The organism is Xylophilus sp. GOD-11R, from assembly GCF_033546935.1.
Taxonomy (GTDB): domain Bacteria; phylum Pseudomonadota; class Gammaproteobacteria; order Burkholderiales; family Burkholderiaceae_C; genus Xylophilus.
The window spans coordinates 5,018,053-5,040,426 of sequence record NZ_CP137854.1 but is presented as its reverse complement, the minus strand read 5'-3'; the positions used below and the strand labels follow the sequence as shown (position 1 = coordinate 5,040,426).

General features: G+C 68.3%; 22 protein-coding genes. 7 read left to right on the top strand and 15 right to left on the bottom strand.

Annotated elements, in window-relative coordinates:
* The first annotated feature begins 21 nt into the window (after positions 1-21).
* The 3 genes from R9X41_RS23250 to R9X41_RS23240 all read left to right on the top strand — a co-directional run bounded on the left by R9X41_RS23250 (position 22) and on the right by R9X41_RS23240 (position 5,471).
* Positions 22-1,416, top strand: a complete 1,395-nt coding sequence (locus R9X41_RS23250) for an MFS transporter (RefSeq protein ID WP_318632795.1) — start codon at positions 22-24, stop codon at positions 1,414-1,416.
* 36 nt (positions 1,417-1,452) lie between these two features.
* A complete protein-coding gene (locus R9X41_RS23245) occupies positions 1,453-3,663 on the top strand; it encodes a heavy metal translocating P-type ATPase (RefSeq protein WP_318632794.1) in 2,211 nt (736 codons plus the stop codon).
* Positions 3,664-3,824: 161 nt separating this feature from the next.
* Complete coding sequence (locus tag R9X41_RS23240; protein WP_318632793.1) at positions 3,825-5,471, top strand: methyl-accepting chemotaxis protein; 1,647 nt, start codon at positions 3,825-3,827, stop codon at positions 5,469-5,471.
* Between the two features lie 18 nt (positions 5,472-5,489).
* Here R9X41_RS23240 and R9X41_RS23235 read toward each other — a convergent pair whose 3' ends face one another.
* Complete coding sequence (locus R9X41_RS23235) at positions 5,490-6,821, bottom strand: AsmA family protein (RefSeq protein WP_318632792.1); 1,332 nt, start codon at positions 6,819-6,821, stop codon at positions 5,490-5,492.
* 163 nt (positions 6,822-6,984) lie between these two features.
* On the opposite strand from R9X41_RS23235, the gene R9X41_RS23230 reads away from it, so the two are divergent.
* Together R9X41_RS23230 and R9X41_RS23225 are read left to right on the top strand one after the other, a co-directional pair.
* Positions 6,985-7,416: a hotdog fold thioesterase gene (locus tag R9X41_RS23230; RefSeq protein WP_318632791.1), complete on the top strand. Its 432-nt coding sequence runs from the start codon at positions 6,985-6,987 to the stop codon at positions 7,414-7,416.
* 119 nt (positions 7,417-7,535) lie between these two features.
* Positions 7,536-8,483 (top strand): CysB family HTH-type transcriptional regulator, encoded by a 948-nt coding sequence (locus R9X41_RS23225; protein ID WP_318632790.1) that lies wholly within the window; start codon positions 7,536-7,538, stop codon positions 8,481-8,483.
* Positions 8,484-8,489: 6 nt separating this feature from the next.
* On the opposite strand, the gene R9X41_RS23220 is transcribed toward R9X41_RS23225, so the two are convergent.
* Positions 8,490-9,059: a cob(I)yrinic acid a,c-diamide adenosyltransferase gene (locus tag R9X41_RS23220; protein WP_318632789.1), complete on the bottom strand. Its 570-nt coding sequence runs from the start codon at positions 9,057-9,059 to the stop codon at positions 8,490-8,492.
* 86 nt (positions 9,060-9,145) lie between these two features.
* Here R9X41_RS23220 and R9X41_RS23215 point away from each other — a divergent pair, with 86 nt between their 5' ends.
* Complete coding sequence (locus R9X41_RS23215; RefSeq protein WP_318632788.1) at positions 9,146-10,573, top strand: FAD-binding oxidoreductase; 1,428 nt, start codon at positions 9,146-9,148, stop codon at positions 10,571-10,573.
* Positions 10,574-10,610: 37 nt separating this feature from the next.
* On the opposite strand, the gene R9X41_RS23210 is transcribed toward R9X41_RS23215, so the two are convergent.
* The 6 genes from R9X41_RS23210 to R9X41_RS23185 form a co-directional block, all read right to left on the bottom strand.
* Positions 10,611-11,378: a class I SAM-dependent methyltransferase gene (locus tag R9X41_RS23210; protein ID WP_318632787.1), complete on the bottom strand. Its 768-nt coding sequence runs from the start codon at positions 11,376-11,378 to the stop codon at positions 10,611-10,613.
* 7 nt (positions 11,379-11,385) lie between these two features.
* A complete protein-coding gene (locus R9X41_RS23205) occupies positions 11,386-13,191 on the bottom strand; it encodes a hybrid sensor histidine kinase/response regulator (protein ID WP_318632786.1) in 1,806 nt (601 codons plus the stop codon).
* 64 nt (positions 13,192-13,255) lie between these two features.
* Complete coding sequence (locus tag R9X41_RS23200; protein WP_318632785.1) at positions 13,256-13,840, bottom strand: hypothetical protein; 585 nt, start codon at positions 13,838-13,840, stop codon at positions 13,256-13,258.
* 88 nt (positions 13,841-13,928) lie between these two features.
* Positions 13,929-14,795 (bottom strand): EAL domain-containing protein, encoded by an 867-nt coding sequence (locus R9X41_RS23195; protein WP_318632784.1) that lies wholly within the window; start codon positions 14,793-14,795, stop codon positions 13,929-13,931.
* Positions 14,796-14,896: 101 nt separating this feature from the next.
* Positions 14,897-15,319 carry a hypothetical protein gene (locus R9X41_RS23190; RefSeq protein WP_318632783.1) on the bottom strand — a complete coding sequence of 141 codons (423 nt, stop codon included), beginning with the start codon at positions 15,317-15,319 and terminating at the stop codon, positions 14,897-14,899.
* Positions 15,316-15,492: a hypothetical protein gene (locus tag R9X41_RS23185; protein ID WP_318632782.1), complete on the bottom strand. Its 177-nt coding sequence runs from the start codon at positions 15,490-15,492 to the stop codon at positions 15,316-15,318. Before R9X41_RS23185 ends, R9X41_RS23190 begins: the two co-directional genes overlap by 4 nt.
* A 352-nt stretch (positions 15,493-15,844) precedes the next feature.
* Here R9X41_RS23185 and R9X41_RS23180 point away from each other — a divergent pair, with 352 nt between their 5' ends.
* Positions 15,845-16,555 carry a LytR/AlgR family response regulator transcription factor gene (locus R9X41_RS23180; protein WP_318632781.1) on the top strand — a complete coding sequence of 237 codons (711 nt, stop codon included), beginning with the start codon at positions 15,845-15,847 and terminating at the stop codon, positions 16,553-16,555.
* Between the two features lie 30 nt (positions 16,556-16,585).
* Here R9X41_RS23180 and R9X41_RS23175 read toward each other — a convergent pair whose 3' ends face one another.
* The 7 genes from R9X41_RS23175 to R9X41_RS23145 form a co-directional block, all read right to left on the bottom strand.
* The gene (locus R9X41_RS23175) at positions 16,586-17,521 is read right to left on the bottom strand and encodes a ParB/RepB/Spo0J family partition protein (RefSeq protein WP_318632780.1); all 936 of its coding nucleotides are present in this window, start codon (positions 17,519-17,521) and stop codon (positions 16,586-16,588) included.
* Positions 17,522-17,537: 16 nt separating this feature from the next.
* Complete coding sequence (locus tag R9X41_RS23170; RefSeq protein WP_318632779.1) at positions 17,538-18,116, bottom strand: RBBP9/YdeN family alpha/beta hydrolase; 579 nt, start codon at positions 18,114-18,116, stop codon at positions 17,538-17,540.
* Positions 18,113-18,916 carry a ParA family protein gene (locus R9X41_RS23165; RefSeq protein ID WP_318632778.1) on the bottom strand — a complete coding sequence of 268 codons (804 nt, stop codon included), beginning with the start codon at positions 18,914-18,916 and terminating at the stop codon, positions 18,113-18,115. The genes R9X41_RS23170 and R9X41_RS23165 overlap by 4 nt, the downstream gene beginning before the upstream one ends.
* Before the next feature lie 65 nt (positions 18,917-18,981).
* The gene (rsmG, locus tag R9X41_RS23160) at positions 18,982-19,617 is read right to left on the bottom strand and encodes a 16S rRNA (guanine(527)-N(7))-methyltransferase RsmG (protein WP_318635317.1); all 636 of its coding nucleotides are present in this window, start codon (positions 19,615-19,617) and stop codon (positions 18,982-18,984) included.
* The gene (gene mnmG / locus R9X41_RS23155; protein WP_318632777.1) at positions 19,617-21,587 is read right to left on the bottom strand and encodes a tRNA uridine-5-carboxymethylaminomethyl(34) synthesis enzyme MnmG; all 1,971 of its coding nucleotides are present in this window, start codon (positions 21,585-21,587) and stop codon (positions 19,617-19,619) included. Before mnmG ends, rsmG begins: the two co-directional genes overlap by 1 nt.
* A complete protein-coding gene (locus R9X41_RS23150; protein WP_318632776.1) occupies positions 21,584-22,048 on the bottom strand; it encodes a type II toxin-antitoxin system VapC family toxin in 465 nt (154 codons plus the stop codon). The genes mnmG and R9X41_RS23150 overlap by 4 nt, the downstream gene beginning before the upstream one ends.
* Positions 22,048-22,293 carry a type II toxin-antitoxin system Phd/YefM family antitoxin gene (locus R9X41_RS23145; protein ID WP_318632775.1) on the bottom strand — a complete coding sequence of 82 codons (246 nt, stop codon included), beginning with the start codon at positions 22,291-22,293 and terminating at the stop codon, positions 22,048-22,050. The genes R9X41_RS23150 and R9X41_RS23145 overlap by 1 nt, the downstream gene beginning before the upstream one ends.
* Positions 22,294-22,374: the final 81 nt, after the last annotated feature.

The window sequence follows — 22,374 nt, the reverse complement described above, 5'->3', positions numbered from 1 at the left end:
ATCCAGACAAAGCCTTCATCCATGCTCCATTCCGACGGCCTGCCCCCTCCCGAGCGCCGGCGCGCCATGCTGGTCATCATCCTGGCGATCATCGTGGCGGTGCTCGACGGCACCATCGTCAACCTCGCCCTGCCCTCCATCGCCCGCGACCTGCAGGCACCGGCCGCCCATGCGATCTGGGTGGTCAACGCCTACCAGGTGGCCCTGCTGGCCCTGCTGCTGCCCTGTGCGACGCTGGGCGACCTGATCGGCTACCGGCGCGTCTACCTGATCGGCATGGCGGTGTTCACCGCGGCGTCGCTGGCCTGCACGATGGCCAATTCGCTCACCACGCTGGCGCTGGCGCGCGGCATCCAGGGCCTGGGAGCGGCCGGGCTGATGAGTGTGAACACGGCGCTGGTGCGGCTGATCTATCCACGCGCGCTGCTGGGGCGCGGCGTGGCGCTGAATTCGCTGGTGGTGGCGACCGCCTCGGTGGCCGGCCCGTCGGCGGCCGCCGCGGTGCTGTCGGTGGCCGACTGGCCCTGGCTCTTCGCCATCAACCTGCCGCTGGGCGCGGTGGTGCTGGCGCTCGGCCCGCGCGCCCTGCCCGACAACGCTTCGCCGCCGTCGGCCGGCGCCCGGCTGTCGCCGGTGGACGTGGGCCTGAACGCGGCCATGTTCGCGCTGGTGGTGATGGGCGCGGACGCGCTCGGCGTGAGTGCCGCCGGCGCGCGGGCCGACCTGGCACGCGGCAGCCTGCTGCTGGCCGCGGGCGTGGCCGTCGGCATCTTCTACGTGTTGCGCCAGCGCCGGCTCGCAGTGCCGCTGCTGCCAGTCGACCTGTTGCGCATTCCGCTGTTCCGGCTGTCGATGTGCAGCTCGGTCTGCGCGTTCTCCGCGCAGATGCTGTCTTTCGTGTCGCTGCCCTTTCTCATGCTCGACGCCCTGGGCCGCGGCACCGGCCAGACCGGCCTGCTGATGAGCTGCTGGCCGCTGGCCACGGTGGTTGCGGCGCCGCTGGCCGGGCGGCTGATCGGCCGGGTGTCCGACGGCCTGCTCGGCGGCATCGGCATGGGCTGCATGACGGCGGGCCTGCTGGCGCTGACCTGGATGCCGGAGCATCCGTCCAACCTCGACATCGCCTGGCGACTGGCGATGTGCGGCTTCGGCTTCGGTCTGTTTCAGTCGCCCAACAACCACACCATCGTGAGCTCGGCGCCGCCGCAGCGCTCGGGCGGCGCCAGCGGCATGCTGAGCACCGCCCGGTTGACCGGCCAGACCCTGGGTGTGGTGCTGCTGGCGGGCGTGTTCAGCGTCTTCAATGCCCACAACGGCCACGGGCCGATGGTCGGGCTGGTGATGGCGGCGTGTTTTTCCGGTGCGGCGGCGGTGTTCAGCTCGCTGCGCACGCGGCACCGGCTGGCCGAGCATTGAGATCGGACGATCCGTCCTGACGTTCATCCGGAGCCCATGGTCACCACCGTTTCTGCCAGCACCGACACGCCGCTCGACCTCTTGGTCGGCGGCATGACCTGCGCGTCCTGCGTGGCGCGGGTGGAAAAGGCCTTGCGCGCGGTGCCGGGCGTGACCGATGCGGCGGTCAACCTGGCGACCGAGACAGCGCGGGTGCGCGTGTCGCCCGACGCACCGGCGGACACCGACTGGCCTTCGCGCCTGCGCCGTGCGGTGCGTGATGCCGGCTACGAGCCACGCACCGCCGAGCAGGCGGCCGAGGCCGATTCCGCGCCGGCCTGGGCCGGGCTGCTGCCGGTGGCTGCGGGCGGCTTGCTCAGCCTGGTGCTGATGGCGCCGATGTTGCTGTCGCCCCTCGGCGCGCACACCATGCTGGCGCCGTGGCTGCAGGCGTTGCTGGCCGCGCCGGTGCAGTTCGGGCTGGGCGCTCGCTTCTACCGCGCCGGTTGGGCGGCGCTGCGCGCGCGGTCGGGCAACATGGATCTGCTCGTGGCGCTGGGCACGTCGGCGGCCTATGGCCTGTCGCTCTGGCTCTGGTGGCGGGCGCCGGCCGGGGCGATGCCGCATCTGTACTTCGAGGCGTCGGCGACGGTGGTCACGCTGGTGCTGCTCGGCAAATGGCTGGAAGCGCGCGCCAAGCGGCGTACGGGCAGCGCCATCCGCGCGCTGCAGGCGCTGCGGCCGGAAACGGCGCGGGTGCTGCGGCGCAAGCGCGAGGTGGAGATGCCGGTGGCCGAACTGCTGGTAGGCGACACCGTGGTGCTGCGCCCCGGCGAGCGGGTGCCGGCCGACGGCCGGGTGCTCGAAGGCCGTTCCCAGGCCGACGAATCGCTGCTGACCGGCGAGCCCCTGCCGGTCGACAAGGCGCCGGGCGACCGGCTGACCGGCGGATCGGTCAATGGCGAGGGCCGACTGCTGGTGGAGGTGACGGCGGTCGGTGCCGAGACGGTGCTGGCGCGCGTGGTGCGCCTGGTGGAAGACGCGCAGGCGGCCAAGGCGCCGATCCAGCGCACGGTCGACCGGGTGGCGGAAGTCTTCGTGCCGGTGGTGCTGGTGATCGCGGCGCTGACCATGGCCGGCTGGCTGCTGGCCGGCGCCGGCGTGGAGGCGTCGCTGGTGCATGCGGTGTCGGTACTGGTCATCGCCTGCCCCTGCGCGCTCGGCCTGGCGACACCGGCCGCGCTGATGACCGGCACCGGCGTGGCGGCGCGCCACGGCATCCTGGTGCGCGACGCGGCAGCGCTGGAGCAGGCCCGGCGCATCGTCACCGTGGCCTTCGACAAGACAGGCACGCTGACGGCCGGCCGGCCACGCCTGCTGGCCTTCGACACGGTGGCGGGCGACGACGATGCGCGCTGGCTGGCGGTGGCGGCGGCCCTGCAGGCGGGCAGCGAACATCCGCTGGCGCGGGCGGTGACGGCGGCGGCGGTCGAGCGCGGGCTGGCGGCGATGACGGCGACCGACATCCGGGCCGAAGCCGGTCGCGGCCTGCGGGGCGTGGTCGACGGGCGGGAATACCTGCTGGGCAGCGAGCGCTGGATGGCCGAGCACGGCGTCGCCCTGCCCCTGACCGATCGCACGGGAGCGCATGCCGGGGCGACCGTGTCGGTACTGGCCGAAAGCGTCGGCGACGGTGGGCAGGCGCGCGCCGTGCTGTCCTTCGGCGACCTGCCCCGCGAAGGAGCGGCGGACGCCCTCGCCGGGCTGCGTCGGCGCGGGCTGCGCCTGGCGATGCTGTCGGGCGACAACCCGGCGGCGGCCGCCGCCATGGCCGCGCCACTGGGCCTGCGCGCCGACGAGGTCCACGCCGGGCTGCTGCCGGCCGGCAAGGTCGACGCCTTGCGCGCGCTGGCGCAGGCCGGCCCGGTGGCGATGGTGGGCGACGGCATCAACGACGCGCCGGCGCTGGCGGCAGCCGACCTGGGCATCGCGATGGGCAGCGGCACCGACGTGGCCCTGCAGGCCGCCGGCATCACGCTGATGCGGCCGGACCCGGCGCTGGTGGGCGCGGCGCTGGACATCGCCCGGCGCACCGGCGCGAAGATCCGGCAGAACCTCTTCTGGGCCTTCGTCTACAACCTCGCCGGTATTCCCCTGGCGGCCTTCGGCCTGCTGAGCCCGGTGGTGGCGGGCGCCGCGATGGCGCTCAGCTCGGTCAGCGTGATGGCCAACGCGCTGCTGCTGCGGCGCTGGCGGCCCCGCCGGTAACGACTACCGAAACCGGCATTCCCTTAGGCAAAGTCAAAGACGGTCGCCGGGCTCGCACTGCAGAATATTCATTTGCTTACATTCAGGCCCGAGCTGCGCCCGTCCGGATGAGGTTTCACCGGTTCGGGTGCGTTTTTTCGAGCGCCCCACAAGGAGATTCCATGTCCGTGTTTTCGCTGCGCCGGTTCACCATCCGCATGCGCATGTTCGGCGCGATCGTGCTGGTGGTGGCGCTTGTCGCCCTGCTCGGGGGCGGCGGTTTCTGGGGCATGGGCGATATCCAGCGCAAGGCCGAAAACTTCGTGTCGACCTCGTCGGCGGCCACTGGCCAGATGACCGAGCTGCGCGACGCGCTGCAGACGGCTCGCCGCGCCGAGAAGGACATGATCATCCAGTACGAGAAGCCCGAAGGCGTGCGCGCGGCGCGTGCCGTCTGGGCCGGCGCGCTCGATAAGGCAGCGGCCACCGGCAAGCGTTTCGCCGACGAACACGGCGACGACGACGCCCGGGCCATGAACGACGTGCTGGAGCGCATCGGCCGCTACCGCCAGGCTTTCAGCGCCACCGCCAACCAGTTGGAGAACAACGGCTACGAATCGGCCACCACCGCTAACCGCATGAGCGCACGGGCGGTGGCGGTGTTCGAAGAGGCCGAGAAGAACCTGGCCGTGCTCGATGCCGGCCTGCGCACCCGCACCGAAGAACAGCTGGCCGCGCAGCGCCGCACCTCGGGCCGCATCCAGATGCTGTTCGCCATCGTGGTGCTGGTGGCGGTGCTGACCGTGGTGCCGCTGACGCTGATGAACATGCGCTCGATCTGCCTGCCGCTGGAGCAGGCGCGTCGCACGGCGCAAGCCATCGCCCAGGGAGACCTGTCGCAGCCGATCGCGGTGGAAGGCCGCGACGAACTCGCCGATCTGCAGCGCGCCCTCGCCGGCATGCAGGACGGGCTGGGCGCGATGGTGGCGCAGGTGCGCAACGCCAGCGAGAGCATCGCCAGCGCCAGCCAGCAGATCGCGGCGGGCAACCAGGATCTGTCGAACCGCACCGAGAACACGGCGGGCAATGTGCAGCAGACGGTGGCCTCGATCACCGAGCTCGGCAGCAACGTGCAGCAGACGGCGTCGTCCGCACAGACGGCGCACGCGCTGGCCACCACCGCCAGCGGCGCGGCCACGCGGGGCGGTGCGGTGGTGCAGCAGGCGGTGGCCAGCATGCAGGACATCGCGGCCTCGAGCCGGCGCATCAACGACATCATCGCGTTGATCGATTCCATCGCCTTCCAGACCAACATCCTGGCGCTCAACGCCGCCGTGGAAGCCGCCCGTGCCGGCGAGCAGGGCCGGGGTTTCGCGGTGGTGGCCAGCGAGGTGCGCAACCTGGCGCAGCGCTCGGCGCAGGCGGCGCAGGAGATCAAGGGCCTGATCGAGACCAGCGTCAATGCGGTCGACGGCGGGGTGAAGCTGGTGCGCGACGCGGGCGTGGCGATGGAAGAGATCGTCGCCGGCGTGAAGCGCGTGGGCGGGATCATCGGCGAGATCAGCGCGGCGGCGAACCAGCAGACGACCGGCATCGGCGAGGTGAGCGACGCGGTGCAGGACATCGACCGCATGACGCAGCAAAACGCGGCGCTGGTCGAGGAATCGGCCGCCGCCGCCGAGTCCCTGCGCGAGCAGGCGCAGCGTCTGGCCGGCGTGGTCGGACAGTTCCGGCTGGCGCAGGTACTGGGCCATGCGATGGCGATGCCGGGCCGCGACGAGCCCCAGCGGCTGCCCGGCGCGGCGCCGCGCCTGCTGGCCGAGGCCTGATTCGCCGCGCCGGTCGCCTCAGCGGGTCGACGGCGGCCCGTAGGGCGCGGGACGCGACTTCTTCGGCGTGGCGTCCTGACGGGCCGGCGCTGCGCCGGATCCGCCGAAGAGCCGGCCGATGGCGTCCCCGATGCGCGCCCCGATGGCGGTGCCCACACCCGGCAGCACCGCGGTACCCGCCGCCGCGCCGGCGAGGGCGCCCGGCGGCACGCTGTAAACCGGGTCGGTCACGGGACCGGTGATCCTGAGCGGCACGCCGACGATGCCATCGACCAGGTCGACCGCGAAATCGGCATCGATGCGGCGGTTCTGCAGCGTGACCTCGCCGCTGGCGCTGAGCTTGCCGGAGCGGGCCTTGAGATCGCGGTAGCGCATGACGATGCCGTCCGGATCGTTCTGCGTGTCCAGCACGCCCGACAGCGCATCGAGCGGGGTGGTGCCGGCGTGCTCCTTGCCCAGGCTGCGGATGGCGCGGTCAAGGTCGAAGCGCAGCACGGTGGCCTGTGCCACGGAGAAGCGGGTGCTGGTGCGCAGCGACTGGCCGATCTCGCCCGGGGTCGCGCCCTCGGCCTCCAGCGTGGTGTGGCCGGCAGCGCGGCCGGCGAGCACCGGCCGGCGCTGGAAAGCTTGCAGCAGCAGGCGCAGGTCGATGCGTTCGGGATCGAATTCGCCGGTGACGCGCCAGCGATCGGCAGCCGGTTGTTGCAGCGCCAGGGTGCCGTTCCAGCTGCCGTCAGCCACGGCGATGTCGGCCTTCCAGCGGTCCTGGCCGTCAAGGCGATGCAGGTCCACTTGCGCGGGTGGGTTCACGCCGGTGCGGGCGACGACGGCCTGGCGCGGTCGCCATTGCGGATCGAAATCGGCATGGCCGTGGAACTCCAGCGGCACCGGCCGGCGGCCGAGCCAGGTCACGCGGCTGAACTCGGCGCGCTCCACCGGCAGGTCTGCCAGTTCGAACGGGCCGCTGCCTTCGCGGCCTGGTGGCTTCACCCCCTTGAAGGCCTTGAACGAGGGTTGCGGCAGCGTGGCACCGTCGAGCCGCACGAGTCGAAAGGCGATCTCGCCGTGCAGCAATGCACCCAGGCGCGGCCAGGCGGCGAGGTGTTCGAGCACGATGGGCTGCGGCTGGTCGGTGCGCACATCGAACACCTCGACCAACGGCTCGGGCAGCAGCGCCCAGTGCAGCCGGCCGATATGGACCGGCACGCGCAGCTTGTCGCTCAGGGCCGCTTCGGCGCGGCGGGCGAGTTCGGCTTCGGAGGGGATCGCGACGGCGGCAGCGCCGGCGAGCGCGGCGACGACGACCAGGGCGATCAGGCTGATGCGCGTGGCGCGTCGGTGGACAGGCATGGATTCGGGTGAAGTGGCGACAAAGGATGGACGAGCCTTCGTTTATGCCCGGTGTCGGGCACGCCGGGCGTCGGCCGACATGCCTTCCTGCGCCTCGGGACCAGCCGCACTAGGATGCCTGTCGGCATCCTGGCCACACAAGACCAATCACCGACGAGACACCATGACCATCTGGACCCATCCCATCACCCTGGAAGACCTGCGGCAACGCGCGATCGGCACCGCCATCGAGCACCTCGGCATCGAGTTCCTGGAGATCGGCGACGACTTCCTGAGCGGCCGCCTGCTGGTGGACCAGCGCACCCGCCAACCGTTCGGCATCCTGCACGGCGGGGTGTCGGTGGTGCTCGCCGAGACGCTGGGTTCGGTCGGCGCCACCTACAGCTGCCCGATGGGGCACACGGCGGTGGGACTGGAGATCAATGCCAACCACCTGCGCGCCGTTTCCAGCGGCTGGGTGACTGGCGTGGCCCGGCCGCTGCACCGGGGCCGCAGCACCCAGGTGTGGCAGATCGAGATGCGCGACGAGGCCGGGCGCATGAACTGCGTGTCGCGCATCACCATGTCGATCCTCGCGCCGGCGGCCACGGCCTAAAGCTTCCGGCGCATAAGAAACCAACTTTTTATTCGTTCTGGTTTGGATGAACGCGACCGAATAATGCGGCGCGGCCGGTTTCCACCGTACCGCTCACCGGTTTTTCTCTCGCTTCTCCCATGAACTTCCAGCAACTGCGCTCCGTGCGCGAAGCCGTGCGTTGCGGCTTCAACCTCACCGACGTCGCGCATGCGCTGCACACCTCGCAACCGGGCGTGAGCCGGCAGATCCGCGAGCTGGAAGAAGAACTCGGCATCGCGCTCTTCGTGCGGGCCGGCAAGCGCCTGACCGGCATGACGGAGCCCGGCGCCCATGTGCTGCCGGTGATCGAACGCATCCTGCAGGACAGCGGCAACCTGCGCAGCGCGGCGCAGGAGTTCGTCGCCCAGAAAAGCGGTCGCCTGGTGATCGCGGCCACCCACTCGCAGGCGCGCTACGCGTTGCCAGGCGCGGTGCAGGATTTCCGGCGCCAGTTCCCCAACGTGCGGCTGCACCTGCACCAGGGCTCGCCCCGGCAGGTCGCCGAGATGCTGATGGCCGGCGAGGCCGACGTGGGCATCGCCACCGAGGCGCTGGACCGCTACGACGGCCTGGTCGCCCTGCCCTGCTACCGCTGGACGCATTCGGCCATCGTGAAGCCGGGCCACGCGCTGCTCGACGGGCCGCTGACGCTGGCGCGGCTGGCGGCCTATCCGCTGATCACCTACGACACCGGCTTCACCGGCCGGCCGCATATCGACGAGGCCTTCGCGCAGCAGGGACTGGTGCCCGACATCGTGCTGTCGGCCATGGACGCCGACGTGATCAAGGCCTATGTGGAGCTGGAGATGGGCGTGGGCATCGTCGCCTCCATCGCCTACGAGCACGAGCGCGACACCGGTCTGCGGGCGCTCGACGCCGGCCACCTGTTCGGCATCAACCTGACCAAGCTGGCGCTGCGACGGGGCAGCTACCTGCGCGGCTACGTCTACGCCTTCATCGAATGCTTCGCGCCGACGCTGGTGCGCAGCGTGGTCGAGCAGGCGCTCGGCGACGAGTCCGATGCGGGCGAGCGCTACGAGATCTGAGCGTGCTCAGTCGCCGTCGCGGCGCGCCATGCGGTCGCTCTTCCAGTAGACCTCGCTGCCGTCGTCCGCGCGGGCCAGCACCCGCGCCAGCACGAAGAGCAAGTCGCTCAAGCGGTTGAGGTATTGCTGCGCCGCCGGCCGCAGCGGCTCCTGGGCGGCCAGCGCCACCACCGCGCGTTCGGCGCGGCGGGCGACGGTGCGGCAGACATGGGCGAGCGCCGCCGGGCGCGATCCGGCCGGCAGGATGAATTCGGCCAGGCGCGGCAAGGCGGCGTTGTGTTCCGCCAGGGCCTCGTCTAGGCGCAGCAGCGCGGTCTCTTTCAACAGCTCGTGGCCCGGCATGCAAAGCTCGCCGCCGAGGTCGAACAGGTGGTGCTGCACGTCGACCAGCAGCTCGCGTACCGCGTCGGGAAGTGCGGGCTCGGCCAGCAGCACGCCGAGGTGGGAATTGAGCTCGTCGACATCGCCCATGGCCTGCACCCGCAGGTGGTGCTTGGGCACGCGGGTGTTGTCGCCCAGGCCGGTGCTGCCGTCGTCACCAGTCCGGGTGGCTATCTGCGTCAATCGATTTCCCATGGCATGCTCCGCGGTTTGCCCGCGATCGTTTTTCGGGGGACCATCGTAGCGACTGCCGCACGCCCCCCGCCCCAAGGCCATCCACCATGAACGCACCATCCGAACGCTCTCACCTGCTGCCCGCCCTCGCCCTGCGGGCGGTGCCCGAGGCCTTGCTGGAGGCGCTGGCTATGCGTTTCGGTGCCACGCAGTATTCGGCGGCCCAGGCGGTGCGCGAGCAGCACGGGCGTGACGAGTCGTCCTTCGACGTGCCGCCGCCGGCGGCCGTCGTGTTTGCGCAAAGCGTCCAGGACATCGCCGACGCGGTGCAGCTGGCCGCCGCGCACGCGGTGCCGGTGATTCCCTTCGGCAGCGGCTCCTCGCTCGAAGGCCATCTGCTGGCGGTGCAGGGTGGCATCAGCCTGGACGTGTCGCGCATGAACCGCCTGCTGCGCCTGGACGCCGACGACCTGACGGTGACGGTGGAACCCGGCATCACCCGCAAGCAGCTCAACGAGCAGATCAAGGACAGCGGCCTGTTCTTCCCCATCGACCCAGGCGCCGACGCGTCCATCGGCGGCATGGTGGCCACCCGCGCCTCGGGCACGAACGCGGTGCGCTACGGCTCGATGCGCGAGAACGTGCTGGCCTTGCAGGTGGTGACCGCGGCGGGCGAAGTGCTGCGCACCGGCACCCGGGCGCGCAAGTCGGCCGCCGGCTACGACCTCACTCGCCTGTTCGTGGGCAGCGAAGGCACGCTGGGCGTTGTCACCGAAGTGACGCTGCGGCTCTACCCGCTGCCCGAGGCGGTGTCGGCGGCGGTGTGTTCGTTTCCGAGCATTGAGGCAGCGGTGCGCACCACGATCCAGACGATCCAGATGGGCGTGCCGATCGCGCGCTGCGAGCTGATCGACGCGAATTCGGTACGCATGGTCAACCGGCATTCCCGGCTGACCCTGCCTGAGTCGCCGATGCTGCTGATGGAATTCCACGGCTCGCCGACCGGCGTGGCCGAGCAGGCCGAGACGGTGCAGGAGATCGCGGCCGACCATGGCGGCGACGGTTTCGAATGGGCGACCACGCCCGAGGAGCGCACCCGGCTGTGGACCGCGCGGCACAACGCGTACTTCGCGGCGGTGCAGTCGCGGCCCGGTTGCCGCGTGGTGGCCACCGACACCTGCGTGCCCATCTCACGCCTGGCCGACTGCCTGCTCGACTCGGTCGCGGAGGCCGACGCCAGCGGTATCCCCTACTTTCTGGTCGGCCACGTGGGCGACGGCAATTTCCATTTCGGCTACCTGATCGATCCGGCGTCGACTTCCGAACGTGCGAGGGCCGAGGCGCTGAGCGACTCGCTGGTGGCGCGTGCGCTGCGGCTGGAAGGCACCTGCACCGGCGAACACGGCATCGGGCTGCACAAGATGGGCTTTTTGGTGGACGAGGCCGGTGTCGGCGGCGTGGAGATGATGCGCACGCTCAAGCGCGCGCTGGACCCGCTCAACATCATGAACCCGGGCAAGATCTTCACGATCTGACCCTTGCCTGCGCGCGCTGCCGCCCGCGCCGGGGCGTTCAGGCGCGCCGGTAGACCCAGACCGGCTTGCCGCCCGGTGACGACGATGGAGAGGGCTGCGGACGCAGGTCCGGGTGCTCGTCGGGCAGCGGAAATTCCAGGCTCACCAGCCACGCACCCGGCCGCAGTTCGACCACCGCCTTGCTGGCCGCGCGGCTCATGCTCTCCGGCCGCTGGAACAGGTAGATCAGATCGACCTCGCGCCAGTCGTCGTGCCAGATGTCGCCCTGCCGCACCTGCGCCCAGGGGCAGCGCAACGCACAGGCCAGGCGCAGCGGCCAGCTCCATTCGGTGCCGCGCAGCCGCGCCTGCGGATAGGCGGCGTGCAGCGCGATGAGTCCGTCGCCCAAGCCGCATCCGGCGTCGAGTACCACCGCGCCGGCTGCCAGCGGCACGACCTCGGGCAGGCGGCGCAGCGCACCGACCGGCGTAGGGAACAGCGGTGCGTCGTGCCAGGCGCGCATCGGGTAGACCAATGCCAGCAGCGCCAGCGGCAGCAGCCAGGCCCAGGCCGGGATCTGCGCGGCGCCCAGCATGGCGAAGGACAGTGGATAACCGGCGGCCACCATCAGCCGGCGCCAGCGCCTTTGCTGCGGCACGGCGCAGATCACGCCGAGCGCGGTGGTGGTGAACAGCGCGATCAGCGGTGACACGCCCACGGCCCGCAGGCCGAGCCAGCAGACCCAGCAGGCGGCCCAGGTCAACAGCGCGGGCAGCGGCCAGGGCAGGCGCAGCAGGGAAACGGTGGCGGGCGGTCGGATCGGCATGCGCCGATCATCGCGCCCATTTCTTCACCACGGAAGCCAGGGTGTCCAGGCGCACCGGCTTGAGCACGTAGTCGTTCATGCCGGACTCCTGGATGGCCGCGACCCGCTCCATCGACGCGAAGCCGGTGATCGCGACGATCGGCATGCGGCCTTCGGGCCCGGGCAGCGCGCGGATATGGCGGGTGGCGGTGATGCCGTCCATCTCGCCGAGTTCGAGGTCCATGAAGACCAGGTTGAAGCGCTTGTTGGTGCAGGCCAGAACGGCCTCTGCGCCGTCGCTGGCGACCGCCACCCGGCAGCCGAGGGCCTGCAGCATCTTGCGCAGGATGAGCCGGTTGGCCGCGGTGTCGTCGACGACCAGCGCTTCGAGCGCGCTGTAGGCGACCGCTTCGCGCGACACGGTGACCTGCGGGGCGGCCTCTTCGCGCGGCAGCTTGCGCCGCTCCTCGAGCAGCGGCAGGCGGATGGTGAAGGCCGCACCGCGTCCGATCTCGCTGCTGACACGGATGTCGCCGTGCATCAGTTCGACCAGCGCGGCGCAGATGCTCAAGCCCAGGCCCCAGCCGCCGACGGTGGGACCGGTGTTGCCCGGTACCTCGGACAGGCGCGAGAAGCGGTGGAACAGCGAACGCTGGCGTTCAACGGGGATGCCCGGGCCGTCGTCGCTGATGACGATCTCGAGCAGCGGATTGAAGTTGCCGCGATAGCGCGCCTGGATGATCACCGTGCCGGTTTCCATCACCTTGAGCGCGTTGCCGACCAGGTTGAGCAGGATCTGCTGCAGCCGGGCCGCGTCGCCGATGAGGACCTCGGGCACCGACGCGTCGATGTTGGTGCGCACGCTGAGGTCGCGCCCGTTGATGGCGGCCGACGCCGAGATGACGGTGGTGCGCACGAGCTGGCGAAACGACAGCGGGGCGAGCGCCAGGCGGGTGCGCCCGGCGTTGAGCCGCCCGACGTCGAGCAGGTCGCTCAGCAGCACCTGCAGCAGCCCGCCGGTCTCGCGGGCGTGCTCGATCATGTCGAGGTGCTCCTGCGGCGACAGGTCGGGGTTGGCTGCGACGTCGAAGTAGCCGATGACCGAGGTCAGGGCGTTGCGGATCTCGTGGTTGAGGTTCTCGACGAACTCCTCCTCGGCGCGCCGCACGACTTCGGCCTCGTGCAGCAGCTGCGATTTTTCCTGGATGAGTCGCAGCACTTCGCGGAAGTTGGTCCAGTTGCCCCAGACGATGCCCAGGGTGGCCACCGCCATCAGCCCGAGCATGGCGATGAGCAGCAGCGCCATGTCGGACCGGGCCTGCCAGCCGACGTAGAGCGCGGCGCAGAGGATGGGCACCGCATACGAGAGCGCGGCCATGGGCAGCACGTAGAAGGTGGCGGCGGAGCCCAGCGCCAGGAAGGCCAGGCCGAGCGCCAGCAGGCTGGTGGCGGTGAAGTCGTGCGCCGGTGCGTACTGCGCCATGCAGGCGGCCCAGAAGCAGCCGAGGACGGCCGAATAGCCCACTTGGCGCCGCAGGTGGTTGACCGATACGGAGATCGGGCGCGGCCGGTGCCGCAGCTTCCACCAGGTCAGGGCGATCGGTGCCAGCAGGTAGGCCATCGCGAGCATCAAGGGCACGAGTTCGCGGGCGGGATAGTGCCGGCGCAGCAGGAAGACGGCGAACAGCATGCCCAGGCCGTTACCGACCAGGACGGTCGGCAGGTGCCGGACCAGCGCGACCGATTGCGAGATGCGCAGGTCGTTGATCGCCTCGGCGCGCCACCGCTGGTCGAATCCGCCTTCATCGGTTTTCGGGAATGGAGAGGAAGTCATTGGCAAATTCGGGGCATCGGGGTCATCGCCTCGCCGGGGTCAGGGAGCGCGGGCGGATGAAGACTCACTGCGGGGTCAGGGACACGGTGCGGGCAGAGAACAGTGCCGAGCGCCGGAAGCCACTGCCGTCGGACAGGCGGCTCCAACCCGATGGCGGGATGCATTCACGATCGGGCAGGTGGCTGATGGTCAGGCTCAATTCCACGCGCCACCACGCACGTGTGTGCACGGAGAAGTGGATGCGGGGCACGAAGCCGGAGATGAGCGAGTCGATCGAGTGCTGCAGGAACGCGGCCATGGCGGCGGCCTGCTCGGTGCGCAGGCGGAACCGCTCCTCGGCGCAGTCGATGCGTGGTTCGATCGCATCGGCCATGAAGTAGCGCATGGCCGCATAGCTGCGCACCAGCTGGCCCAGGCTCGACAGCGCGACCAGAGGACCGCCGCCGACCCGGTGAATTGCCGCCAGGTAGTCGGCGAGGCGGGCAATGAGTTCCTCGCGCGTGGGTGCGTCCTCGGTGCCGTTGCAGCGGTTGAGCAGGTTCATCACCGCATGGGTGTTCACCCCGTGGCGGACCTGCGTTTCGGGCGCGACGGCGAGTGCCATGGCACAGCGCAGGCCGATGGCGTGGCTGTCGGAAAGGGGGGTCATGTAGGCGCGCGAGGGGTAGTGGAGGGTTCGCCTGCGTCGTGTGGGGCGCGGGTGGCGATGCGGTGGATGGCGCGGCCGGTCTCGGGCGTTATACCGCAGCAGGGTCGAGACCCGCGTCGTCGAGCACCGACGTCGGCGAAGCGTTCGTCACCATGGACATCGGCGACGACGGCACGCCCGTCAGCGGCAGGTGCGCCCGAGCCTGCGGCTCGTGGAGCGGGAACGACAGGGCGTTGCCCTGCACGCGTACCCGGTGCGGCGGCAGGCTTTCGAGCCAGCTGAGTTGCGCATGCGATTCCACGCCCTCGACGACGACCTCCTTGTGCAAGGCGATGCACAGCTGCACGACTCCGGTCATGAGGGTGCAGGCCTCGGGATCGCGCGGCACGCGCGCCAGGAACGCCTTGTCGATCTTCACCACGTCGAACGGCAGTTCCGCGAGCAGCGAGAGCGCGGAATATCCGGTGCCGAAATCGTCGAGGGCAAAGCGGATGCCCTGCCCGCGCAATTGCCGGATGTTGGCGCGACAGGTATCGCTGAGCTGGATCGAGCGGCGCTCCACCAGCTCGAGCTCCAGCTCGCCGGGACGGATCCGGTATTGCGCCAGCAGGCGGCTGACGCGGGGCGCGAAAAGGATGTCGGCGAGGTCCTCCGACTCGATGTTGACCGCGATGAAGACGGCATGCGGATTGCGGCCACGCCAGGCTCGAAGCGCCCGGCAGGCCTCTTCGATCAGGTGCAGCGTCAGCGCGCCCATCAGCCCGGCGGCGCAGGCGACGGGAATGAAGTGTTCGGGTGCGATCCAGCCGTATTCCTGGTCGTGGTCTTGGCCGACGCTCAAGCGCGCCAGCGCTTCGAATCCGCGCAGCCGCCCGCCGAGCAACTGGTATTGGGGTTGATACAGCAGGCACAGGTGCCGCGCGCGCAGGGCGGAGGCCACCTCGGCGTCGCTCACCGTCGTGGGATCGGACGGAGTGGGCTTGATCGGGGCGGTTACCGGAGATTCAGGGATTTCCGGATGGATGGGGGGCATGGCGCGGGTAGGCGACGAGGCGACTAAGCGCTCCGGCGGGTGGGCGGCGTGATGAAACGCTTGTCCGCCACCTTGATCTCGCCGAAGCGCGGATGCGCCGGATTCACCACCAGGGCCATGCCCTCGGGCGCGAGCGAGGTCGGAACCCACGCGCCGAGGATATCGCCCTTGTGTAGTTGCGCCAGCAGGTCCGGCGAGACGCTCTCGCTGGCTGACAGATCGACGATGCGGCTTTCGGCGGGAAGCATCAGTTTTTCCCAGAGCATTTCGTCGGGGTTGATGCCGGCGCACATGAAGGCGGCCGACAAGGCGGCGAGTTCGCTCTCGCTCCACGCATAGACCACCCGTTCGCCAGCGCGATGGAAGGGGCCGTCGTAGATTGCGGGTTCGGACGCGGCGCGTTCCCACGACTGCGTGGGGTGCACGGTGCGAAAGGCGTGTTTCACAGCGGCCACCCCTTCGAAAGCGCCTCGACCAACGCTCCGAGTTGCTGGGCTTTGCCAGGGCTTCCTTGCGCGTTCTTGGGGCTAACGGTCAGCAGGGGATGGGTCGATTCGAACCAGTGTTCGGCTTTGCGATAGGAGCCCATCACGAGACAGGTTCGCTGGAAAAGCACCATCGGGGTTTCCTGAATCGGGACGGTGGGACGGCGGCGGGGAGGCAGTGCTGTCGTAGTCATGGTGATCGGCCGGTTCCGGGTGGTTGAGTGATGTACGGCTACAGCCGTTACTTCTGCTGCCGACCGGCTGACATGTGATGGAAGCCGGTTTGCATTGAAACGAAGCATCACAAATGTTGAAGTCCCCCGAGCCGAAATGCGACGAACCCCTGTTTTTGCACGATGAACCGCCCTATGGCGCGACGAAATAGCGAAGTGCTTGTCCGCTTACTAGTTACGCTTTCGATTAGCCCGCCGCGCGGTGAGAGTGTGTCCTAACATGCGTAAGTTTTGATAAAGAGCAAGGGTGTAGATGCATGTCGTGGTGGCTGAGGACGACCGGATACAACGCGAGCGCGTAACACGGTTGATCGCACGCCTGAGGCCGGAATGGACACAGGTCGCCCAAGTGGCGACCACCGCCGGCGTGTTCCGGGCGGTTGCCGAACTGCAGCCCGACATCCTCGTCCTCGACATTCACATGGACGAGCGCGATCCGCGCTGGATACGCCAACTTCCGTCAGGTTTGGCGGTGGTCTTCACCACCGTCGACGCGTCGTTGGCGGCCGAGGCTTTCGATCTGTGTGCCGCCGACTATGTGATGAAACCGTTGCGGCCGATCCGCATGGAGCAGGCGTTCGACCGCGTCGAAGCCCGGCTGCGCGCGCTGGGCCATGTTCCCCGGTCGGAACGCGGTCCGCCGCTGGCCGCGGTGGTGGCGGCACGCGGCAACGACCTGCTCGTGATACAGACCGACGACATCTGCTACCTGCAGTCGGATCACAAGTACACCCGGGTGGTTTCAGCGATGCAGGAGGGGCTGGTGCGCACCAGCATCGCCGAGTTCGAACGGCGGCTCGACCCCCGCTACTTTCGGCGTATTCACCGCGGAACCCTGCTCAACCTGCGCATGACCCAGCGCATCTGGCGCGACGAGGCCGGCAAGCTTCGTGTGCGCATGCGCTGCCCGGGAAGCGACCTGCAGGTCAGCAAGCCCTACGAGTCGGTCTTCAAGGTGCTTTGAGCCCTTGCGGCGCGGGCTGGAAGCCTGTTCTCAGGCGGTCGGTGCGCGCAGGCGCTCGATCAGCCCGTTGAGCTCGTCGAGCGAGCTGAACTGGATTGCCAGTTCACCGCTCTCCTGAACGCTGCCGCCACGCTTGCTGCGCTTCTTGATGCGCACCTCGACCTGGGCGGTGAAGAGGTCCGACAGTTCTTCCTCGACCCGTTCCAGGTCGCGCGACTTCGCCGGCTGCGGTGCCGGCGTCTTCTGGGCGGACAGGTTGAATTCGGCGCCGATCTTGCGCGCCAGCGACTCGGCTTCCCGCACCGACAGCTTGCGCGCGGCGATCTGGTGGGCGGCGGTGATCTGCGCAGCCTTGTCCAGTGGCAGCAGCGCGCGGGCGTGACCCATGTCGAGGTCGCCTGCCATGAGCATGGTCTGCACCGGGTCGGCCAGTGCCAGCAGGCGCAGCAGGTTGCTCGCCGCGCTGCGCGAACGGCCGACCGACTGGGCGGCCTGCTCGTGCGTCAGGCCGAATTCCCTGACCAGGCGCTGCAGGCCTTGCGCTTCTTCCAGCGGGTTGAGATCTTCGCGCTGGATGTTCTCGATGAGCGCCATGGCGGCCGCTGCCTCGTCCGGCACGTCACGCACCAGTACCGGCACCGACTCCAGCCCTGCCAGCCGCGCGGCCCGGAAACGCCGCTCGCCGGCGATGATTTCGTAGCGGCCGGCATGGGGCCCACCGTTGAGGCGCCGTACCAGGATCGGCTGCATGATGCCCTGGGCCTTGATGCTCTCGGCGAGCTCGTACAGGGCGCCTTCGTCCATGCGGGTGCGGGGCTGGTAGACGCCCGCGACCATGGTGTCCAGCGCGAGCACGGTCGGAAGGCCTGGATCGGCCGTGGCGCCGTTTTCGGGGGTGTCGAGGGCCTTGGGGCCGAGCAGCATTTCGAGGCCGCGGCCGAGGCCTTTTGATTTTTTGGTGACCATGGTCTTGGGTGTTCGTTCAGGTGGGCGCCGGGGTCGGCGCCAGGGTGACGGCGGCGGTGCCCGCCGCTTCGCGCAGGTAGGCATGGCCGAGTGGCCAGTCGCCCAGGCCGGACTCGGCGTTGAGGTGGCCTGCGGGGCCGGCATCGACGAACGCGCTGGCCCATCGCGAGGCGAAATGGCGCGCGCGGTCGAGGCGGCAATAAGGGTCGTCGTTGCTGGCGATGACGGTCGAGATGAATGGCAGACGCTGGTCGCTCATCGGGGCCCAGCCGTGCAGCCGGGCGCGCAGGCTGTCGCTTTCCACATCGGGCGGAGCCACCAGCAACGCGGCGCGCACGATGCGGGTGTTTCGCGAATGGGCGGCCCAGGCGGCGACCAGGGCGCAGCCAAGGCTGTGCGCCACCAGCACGACCGGGGCGCCCTGCCCTGCCAGGATCTCGTCCTCCAGGCGTGCGTTCCAGTCGCCGCGCAGGGGGTGGGCCCAATCGTGCTGTTCCACCCGTCGATAGCCGTAAAGCGTTTCCCATCGGCTCTGCCAATGCTCGGCGCCGCTGCCGTGCCAACCCGGTACGGTAAGGACGCGTGCGACCGTCATGTCGTGACGGCGGCTTCGGGCGTTTGCGCGCGCCGCACCATTTCTGTGGCAAAAGAAACAAAGGCTTGCGCACCCTTTGACGCCGGGTCGAACACCACACCGGGCAAGCCGTAACTCGGTGCTTCGGCCAGGCGCACATTGCGTGGAATCACCGTGTCGAAGACCTTGTCGCCGAAGTGGTCCTTGAGCTGTTCGCTGACCTGCTGTTGCAGCGTGATGCGCGGGTCGAACATCACGCGCAGCAGGCCGATGATCTTCAATTCCTTGTTGAGATTGGCGTGGACCTGCTTGATGGTGTTGACCAGGTCGGTCAGACCTTCCAAGGCAAAGTATTCACATTGCATCGGCACCACGACGCCATGGGCGCTGCACAGCCCGTTGAGGGTCAGCAAGGAGAGCGACGGAGGGCAGTCGATCAGCACGAAGTCGTAGTCGGCATCGACAGCGGCCAAAGCAGTTTTCAGCAGGCGTTCGCGCCCTTCCATCTCAACCATTTCCAGTTCGGCGCCGGCCAGCTCGCGGTTGGCGCCCAAGACGTCGTACGCACAGCCGCTGGCTTCCAGGCGGTCTGCGCGCACCCTGGCAGTCGCGATTGATGTCCCGTCTACCAGCACCTCATAAAGTGAGGCCGCCAGCGCGCGCTTGTCGACCCCGGAGCCCATGGTGGCGTTGCCCTGTGGGTCCAGGTCAACCAGCAGCACACGCTGGCCGATCTTGGCTAAGCCGGCCGCCAGGTTGACCGACGTAGTGGTCTTGCCAACGCCGCCTTTTTGGTTGGCGACACAGAAGATTCGAGCCATAGATGATGAGGGAGCGAAGTTGGTTGGCCGAAAGAGTGACGACCGATGAACGGCAGCGCGAGAGTTTACGTGGTGGAACGCATCCACACGATGCAGCGATCGGCCTCCAAGCCGGGAACTACAAGCTGTTCCACGTGAAACACTTCAACGGTCGAGGGCAGTAATGCGATTTCGTCGACCGGGTGTTTGCCTTTCAATGCCATCCAGACGCCGTTGGGCGCCAGCGACCCGGCGGACCATTGGGTGAAATCCGCCAGTGATGCAAAGGCGCGAGAACAAACCACGTCATTAGGCTCGCGGAGATTTTCTACGCGTGCGTGAAGGCCGCGCAGGTTGGGCAGTTTCAACTCCAGCCCGATCTGCTGCTGGAAAGCGGCCTTCTTTGCCACCGTGTCCACACAACTCACCTGTGCCTGTGGGCAGCAAATAGCAATGACGGCGCCGGGCAAACCTCCGCCGGAACCCACATCAAGCAGCGTGAACGGCTTGCCCCCTTCCCGCTCTCGCAACAGGCTTGGAATCACCGAGAGACTATCGAGCAGATGGTGGGTAACCATCTCGATCGGATTGCGTACGGCGGTGAGGTTGTAGACCCGGTTCCATTTCTGCAGCATCGCGAGGTAGGCATGCAGTTGGCTCAATTGGGTGCTTGAAAGGCGCAAACCGATTTGTTCGACGCCCTCCTCCAAGGTAATTGTCATCAAGCCGGTACCATCTCGTTCGTTGTCGACTCGCCAAACCCCTTGAAACCACGCTTCTTCAGGTGGATCAGCAGGAGCGATATTGCGGCAGGCGTCACGCCGGAAATGCGGGAGGCTTGACCCAGCGTTTCTGGGCGATGGCGGTTCAACTTTTGCCGAACCTCGATGCTCAAGGCCGCGACCTGCATGTAGTCCAGGTCGGCCGGAAGCTTCATCCGTTCGTGATGTGCAGAGCGTTCGACTTCATCCTTCTGGCGCTCGATGTAGCCAGAATACTTGGCCGAAATCTCGATCTGCTCGATGACCGCATCGACCGAATCGCCCAAGGTTTCACGTGAAACATCGTGACTGACGAAGCGCCCGCCGTCGAGCGACATCAACGCGGTGTACGTGACATTGGGTCTACGCAAGAGATCGCCAAGGTTGTATTCGTGTTCGATCGCCTTGCCCAGTACCCGCTCGGTTTCGCTCGCCGCCAGGTTGCGCGGGTTGATCCAGATTGAGCGCAGCCGTTCTGTTTCACGTGAAACAGCGTCTCGTTTGCGGCAGAAAGCGTCCCACTGGGCGTTACCAACCAGACCCAGCTGCCGACCTGCCTCGGTCAAACGTGCATCGGCGTTGTCTTCACGCAGCTGCAGTCGAAACTCGGCGCGGCTGGTGAACATACGGTAAGGCTCGGTGACGCCCTTGGTAATGAGGTCGTCGACCAGCACGCCAAGATAGGCCTCGTCCCGGCGCGGCAGCCAGGGGCCATCGCCGCGCGCCTGCAAGGCGGCGTTGGTGCCGGCAAAAAGGCCTTGAGCAGCTGCTTCTTCGTAGCCGGTCGTTCCGTTGATCTGTCCTGCGAAGAACAGCCCCGTGATCTGCCGAGTCTCGAAGGCTGATGTCAGCGACCGCGGGTCGAAGTAGTCGTACTCGATGGCGTAGCCGGGGCGCAGGATGTGCGCGTTCTCCAGGCCCTTCATCGATCGCACCAAGGCGTATTGAATGTCGAACGGCAAGCTCGTCGAAATGCCGTTGGGATAGAACTCGTGCGTGGTCAGCCCCTCTGGCTCCAGGAAGATTTGGTGACTTTCCTTGTCGGCGAAGCGGTTGATCTTGTCTTCCACGCTCGGGCAATAACGCGGGCCGACCCCTTCGATCTTGCCGGTGAACATGGGGCTGCGATCGAAGCCGCTGCGGATGATGTCGTGCGTGCGCTCGTTGGTGTTCGTTACCCAGCATGGCCGCTGCTCGGGGTGCATCGTAGCCGAGCCCATGAAACTGAAAGCCGGCACCACGCCCTCGTTGGTGCCGCCAGGCATGCCGTCGCCGGGTTGCTCCACACATTGGCTGAAGTCGATGCTCCGGCCGTCGATCCGCGGCGGCGTGCCGGTCTTGAGCCGGCCCTGCGGCAGTTGCAATTCCTTGAGTCGTGCCGACAGCGAAGTGGCTGGCGGGTCCCCTGCCCTGCCTGCCGCGAAGTTATTCAGTCCCACGTGGATCTTGCCGTCGAGGAAGGTACCGGCCGTCAGCACCACGGCCCGTGCGCGGAAGGTAATGCCGACCTGCGTGACGGCTCCCACGACACGATCGCCCTCCACCACCAAGTCGTCCACCGCCTGCTGGAACAGCCAGAGATTCGATTGGTTTTCCAGACGCGAGCGAATGGCAGCCTTGTAGAGAATGCGGTCCGCCTGTGCGCGCGTTGCACGCACGGCCGGGCCTTTGGAGCTGTTGAGAATGCGGAACTGAATGCCCGACTCGTCCGTGGCGATGGCCATGGCGCCGCCCAGCGCGTCGACTTCCTTCACAAGGTGACCCTTGCCGATGCCGCCGATCGACGGATTGCAGCTCATCTGGCCCAGCGTCTCGATGTTGTGGGTGAGCAGCAGGGTCTTGCTGCCCATGCGCGCGGCAGCCAGTGCCGCTTCAGTGCCGGCGTGGCCGCCACCGACGACGATGACGTCGAATTCCTGGGGGTAGATCACGATGCTTCCTTCCGTGCGCAAGGCACGTATTCGGTTTGCAGACCCAATTGACGGGCGGCTTCGGCCTGTCGACGATCGCAGGTCACGAAGAGGTCGACGCGGGCAGACATGGCGCTGCCGATATGCAGTGCGTCGGTCGCACACAGCGGGGCGTGGGCCATGGCGGCAAAGGCGAAACGTTCCACGTGCGCGTCGAGCGGTACACGTTCCATGTCGGCCACGTCCTGTTGCGCCATCGCCCAGGCGCGATCGAAATCGTGCGACGACAGACTGCCCTCCTGCCGTCGACGCATCAGGGCCGACGCCACCTCGGCCTGGCCGTGCGCGGCGATCACCACCGAATCGGTCGCGGCGAAGAGGTCGAGGATGCGATCGCGGCCCTCTTCCACGGCATAGCGCTTGGTGAGGGCGGAGGTGTCGAAGAGCACCCGCATGCCGCCTTCGCGGGGCGGGAACGGCATCACCACGGCGCGTTCTCGCGCTCTGCGCGCACCGCATCGGCGAGCGACTGACCTTCGGGCAGGGCGACCGGGTCGAAGGGGCGTTTCCAGCTCGGCAGGCGCGTGGGCGCTGCGTCGGCGGCTGCAGGCACCAGGTCGGCCACCGGCTTACCGTGCCGCATGATGCGAACCGTCTGGCCCTGTTCGACCAGGTCGAGCATGGCGGACGCATTCGCACGGAACTCACTCAGAGGGAGGATGTGCATGATGTACAGATTGGAGGAATCTGTACATTTTATCGGCCAAGCCCCCTATCGCACCGCATGAACGAAAAAGCCCCGCGCGGG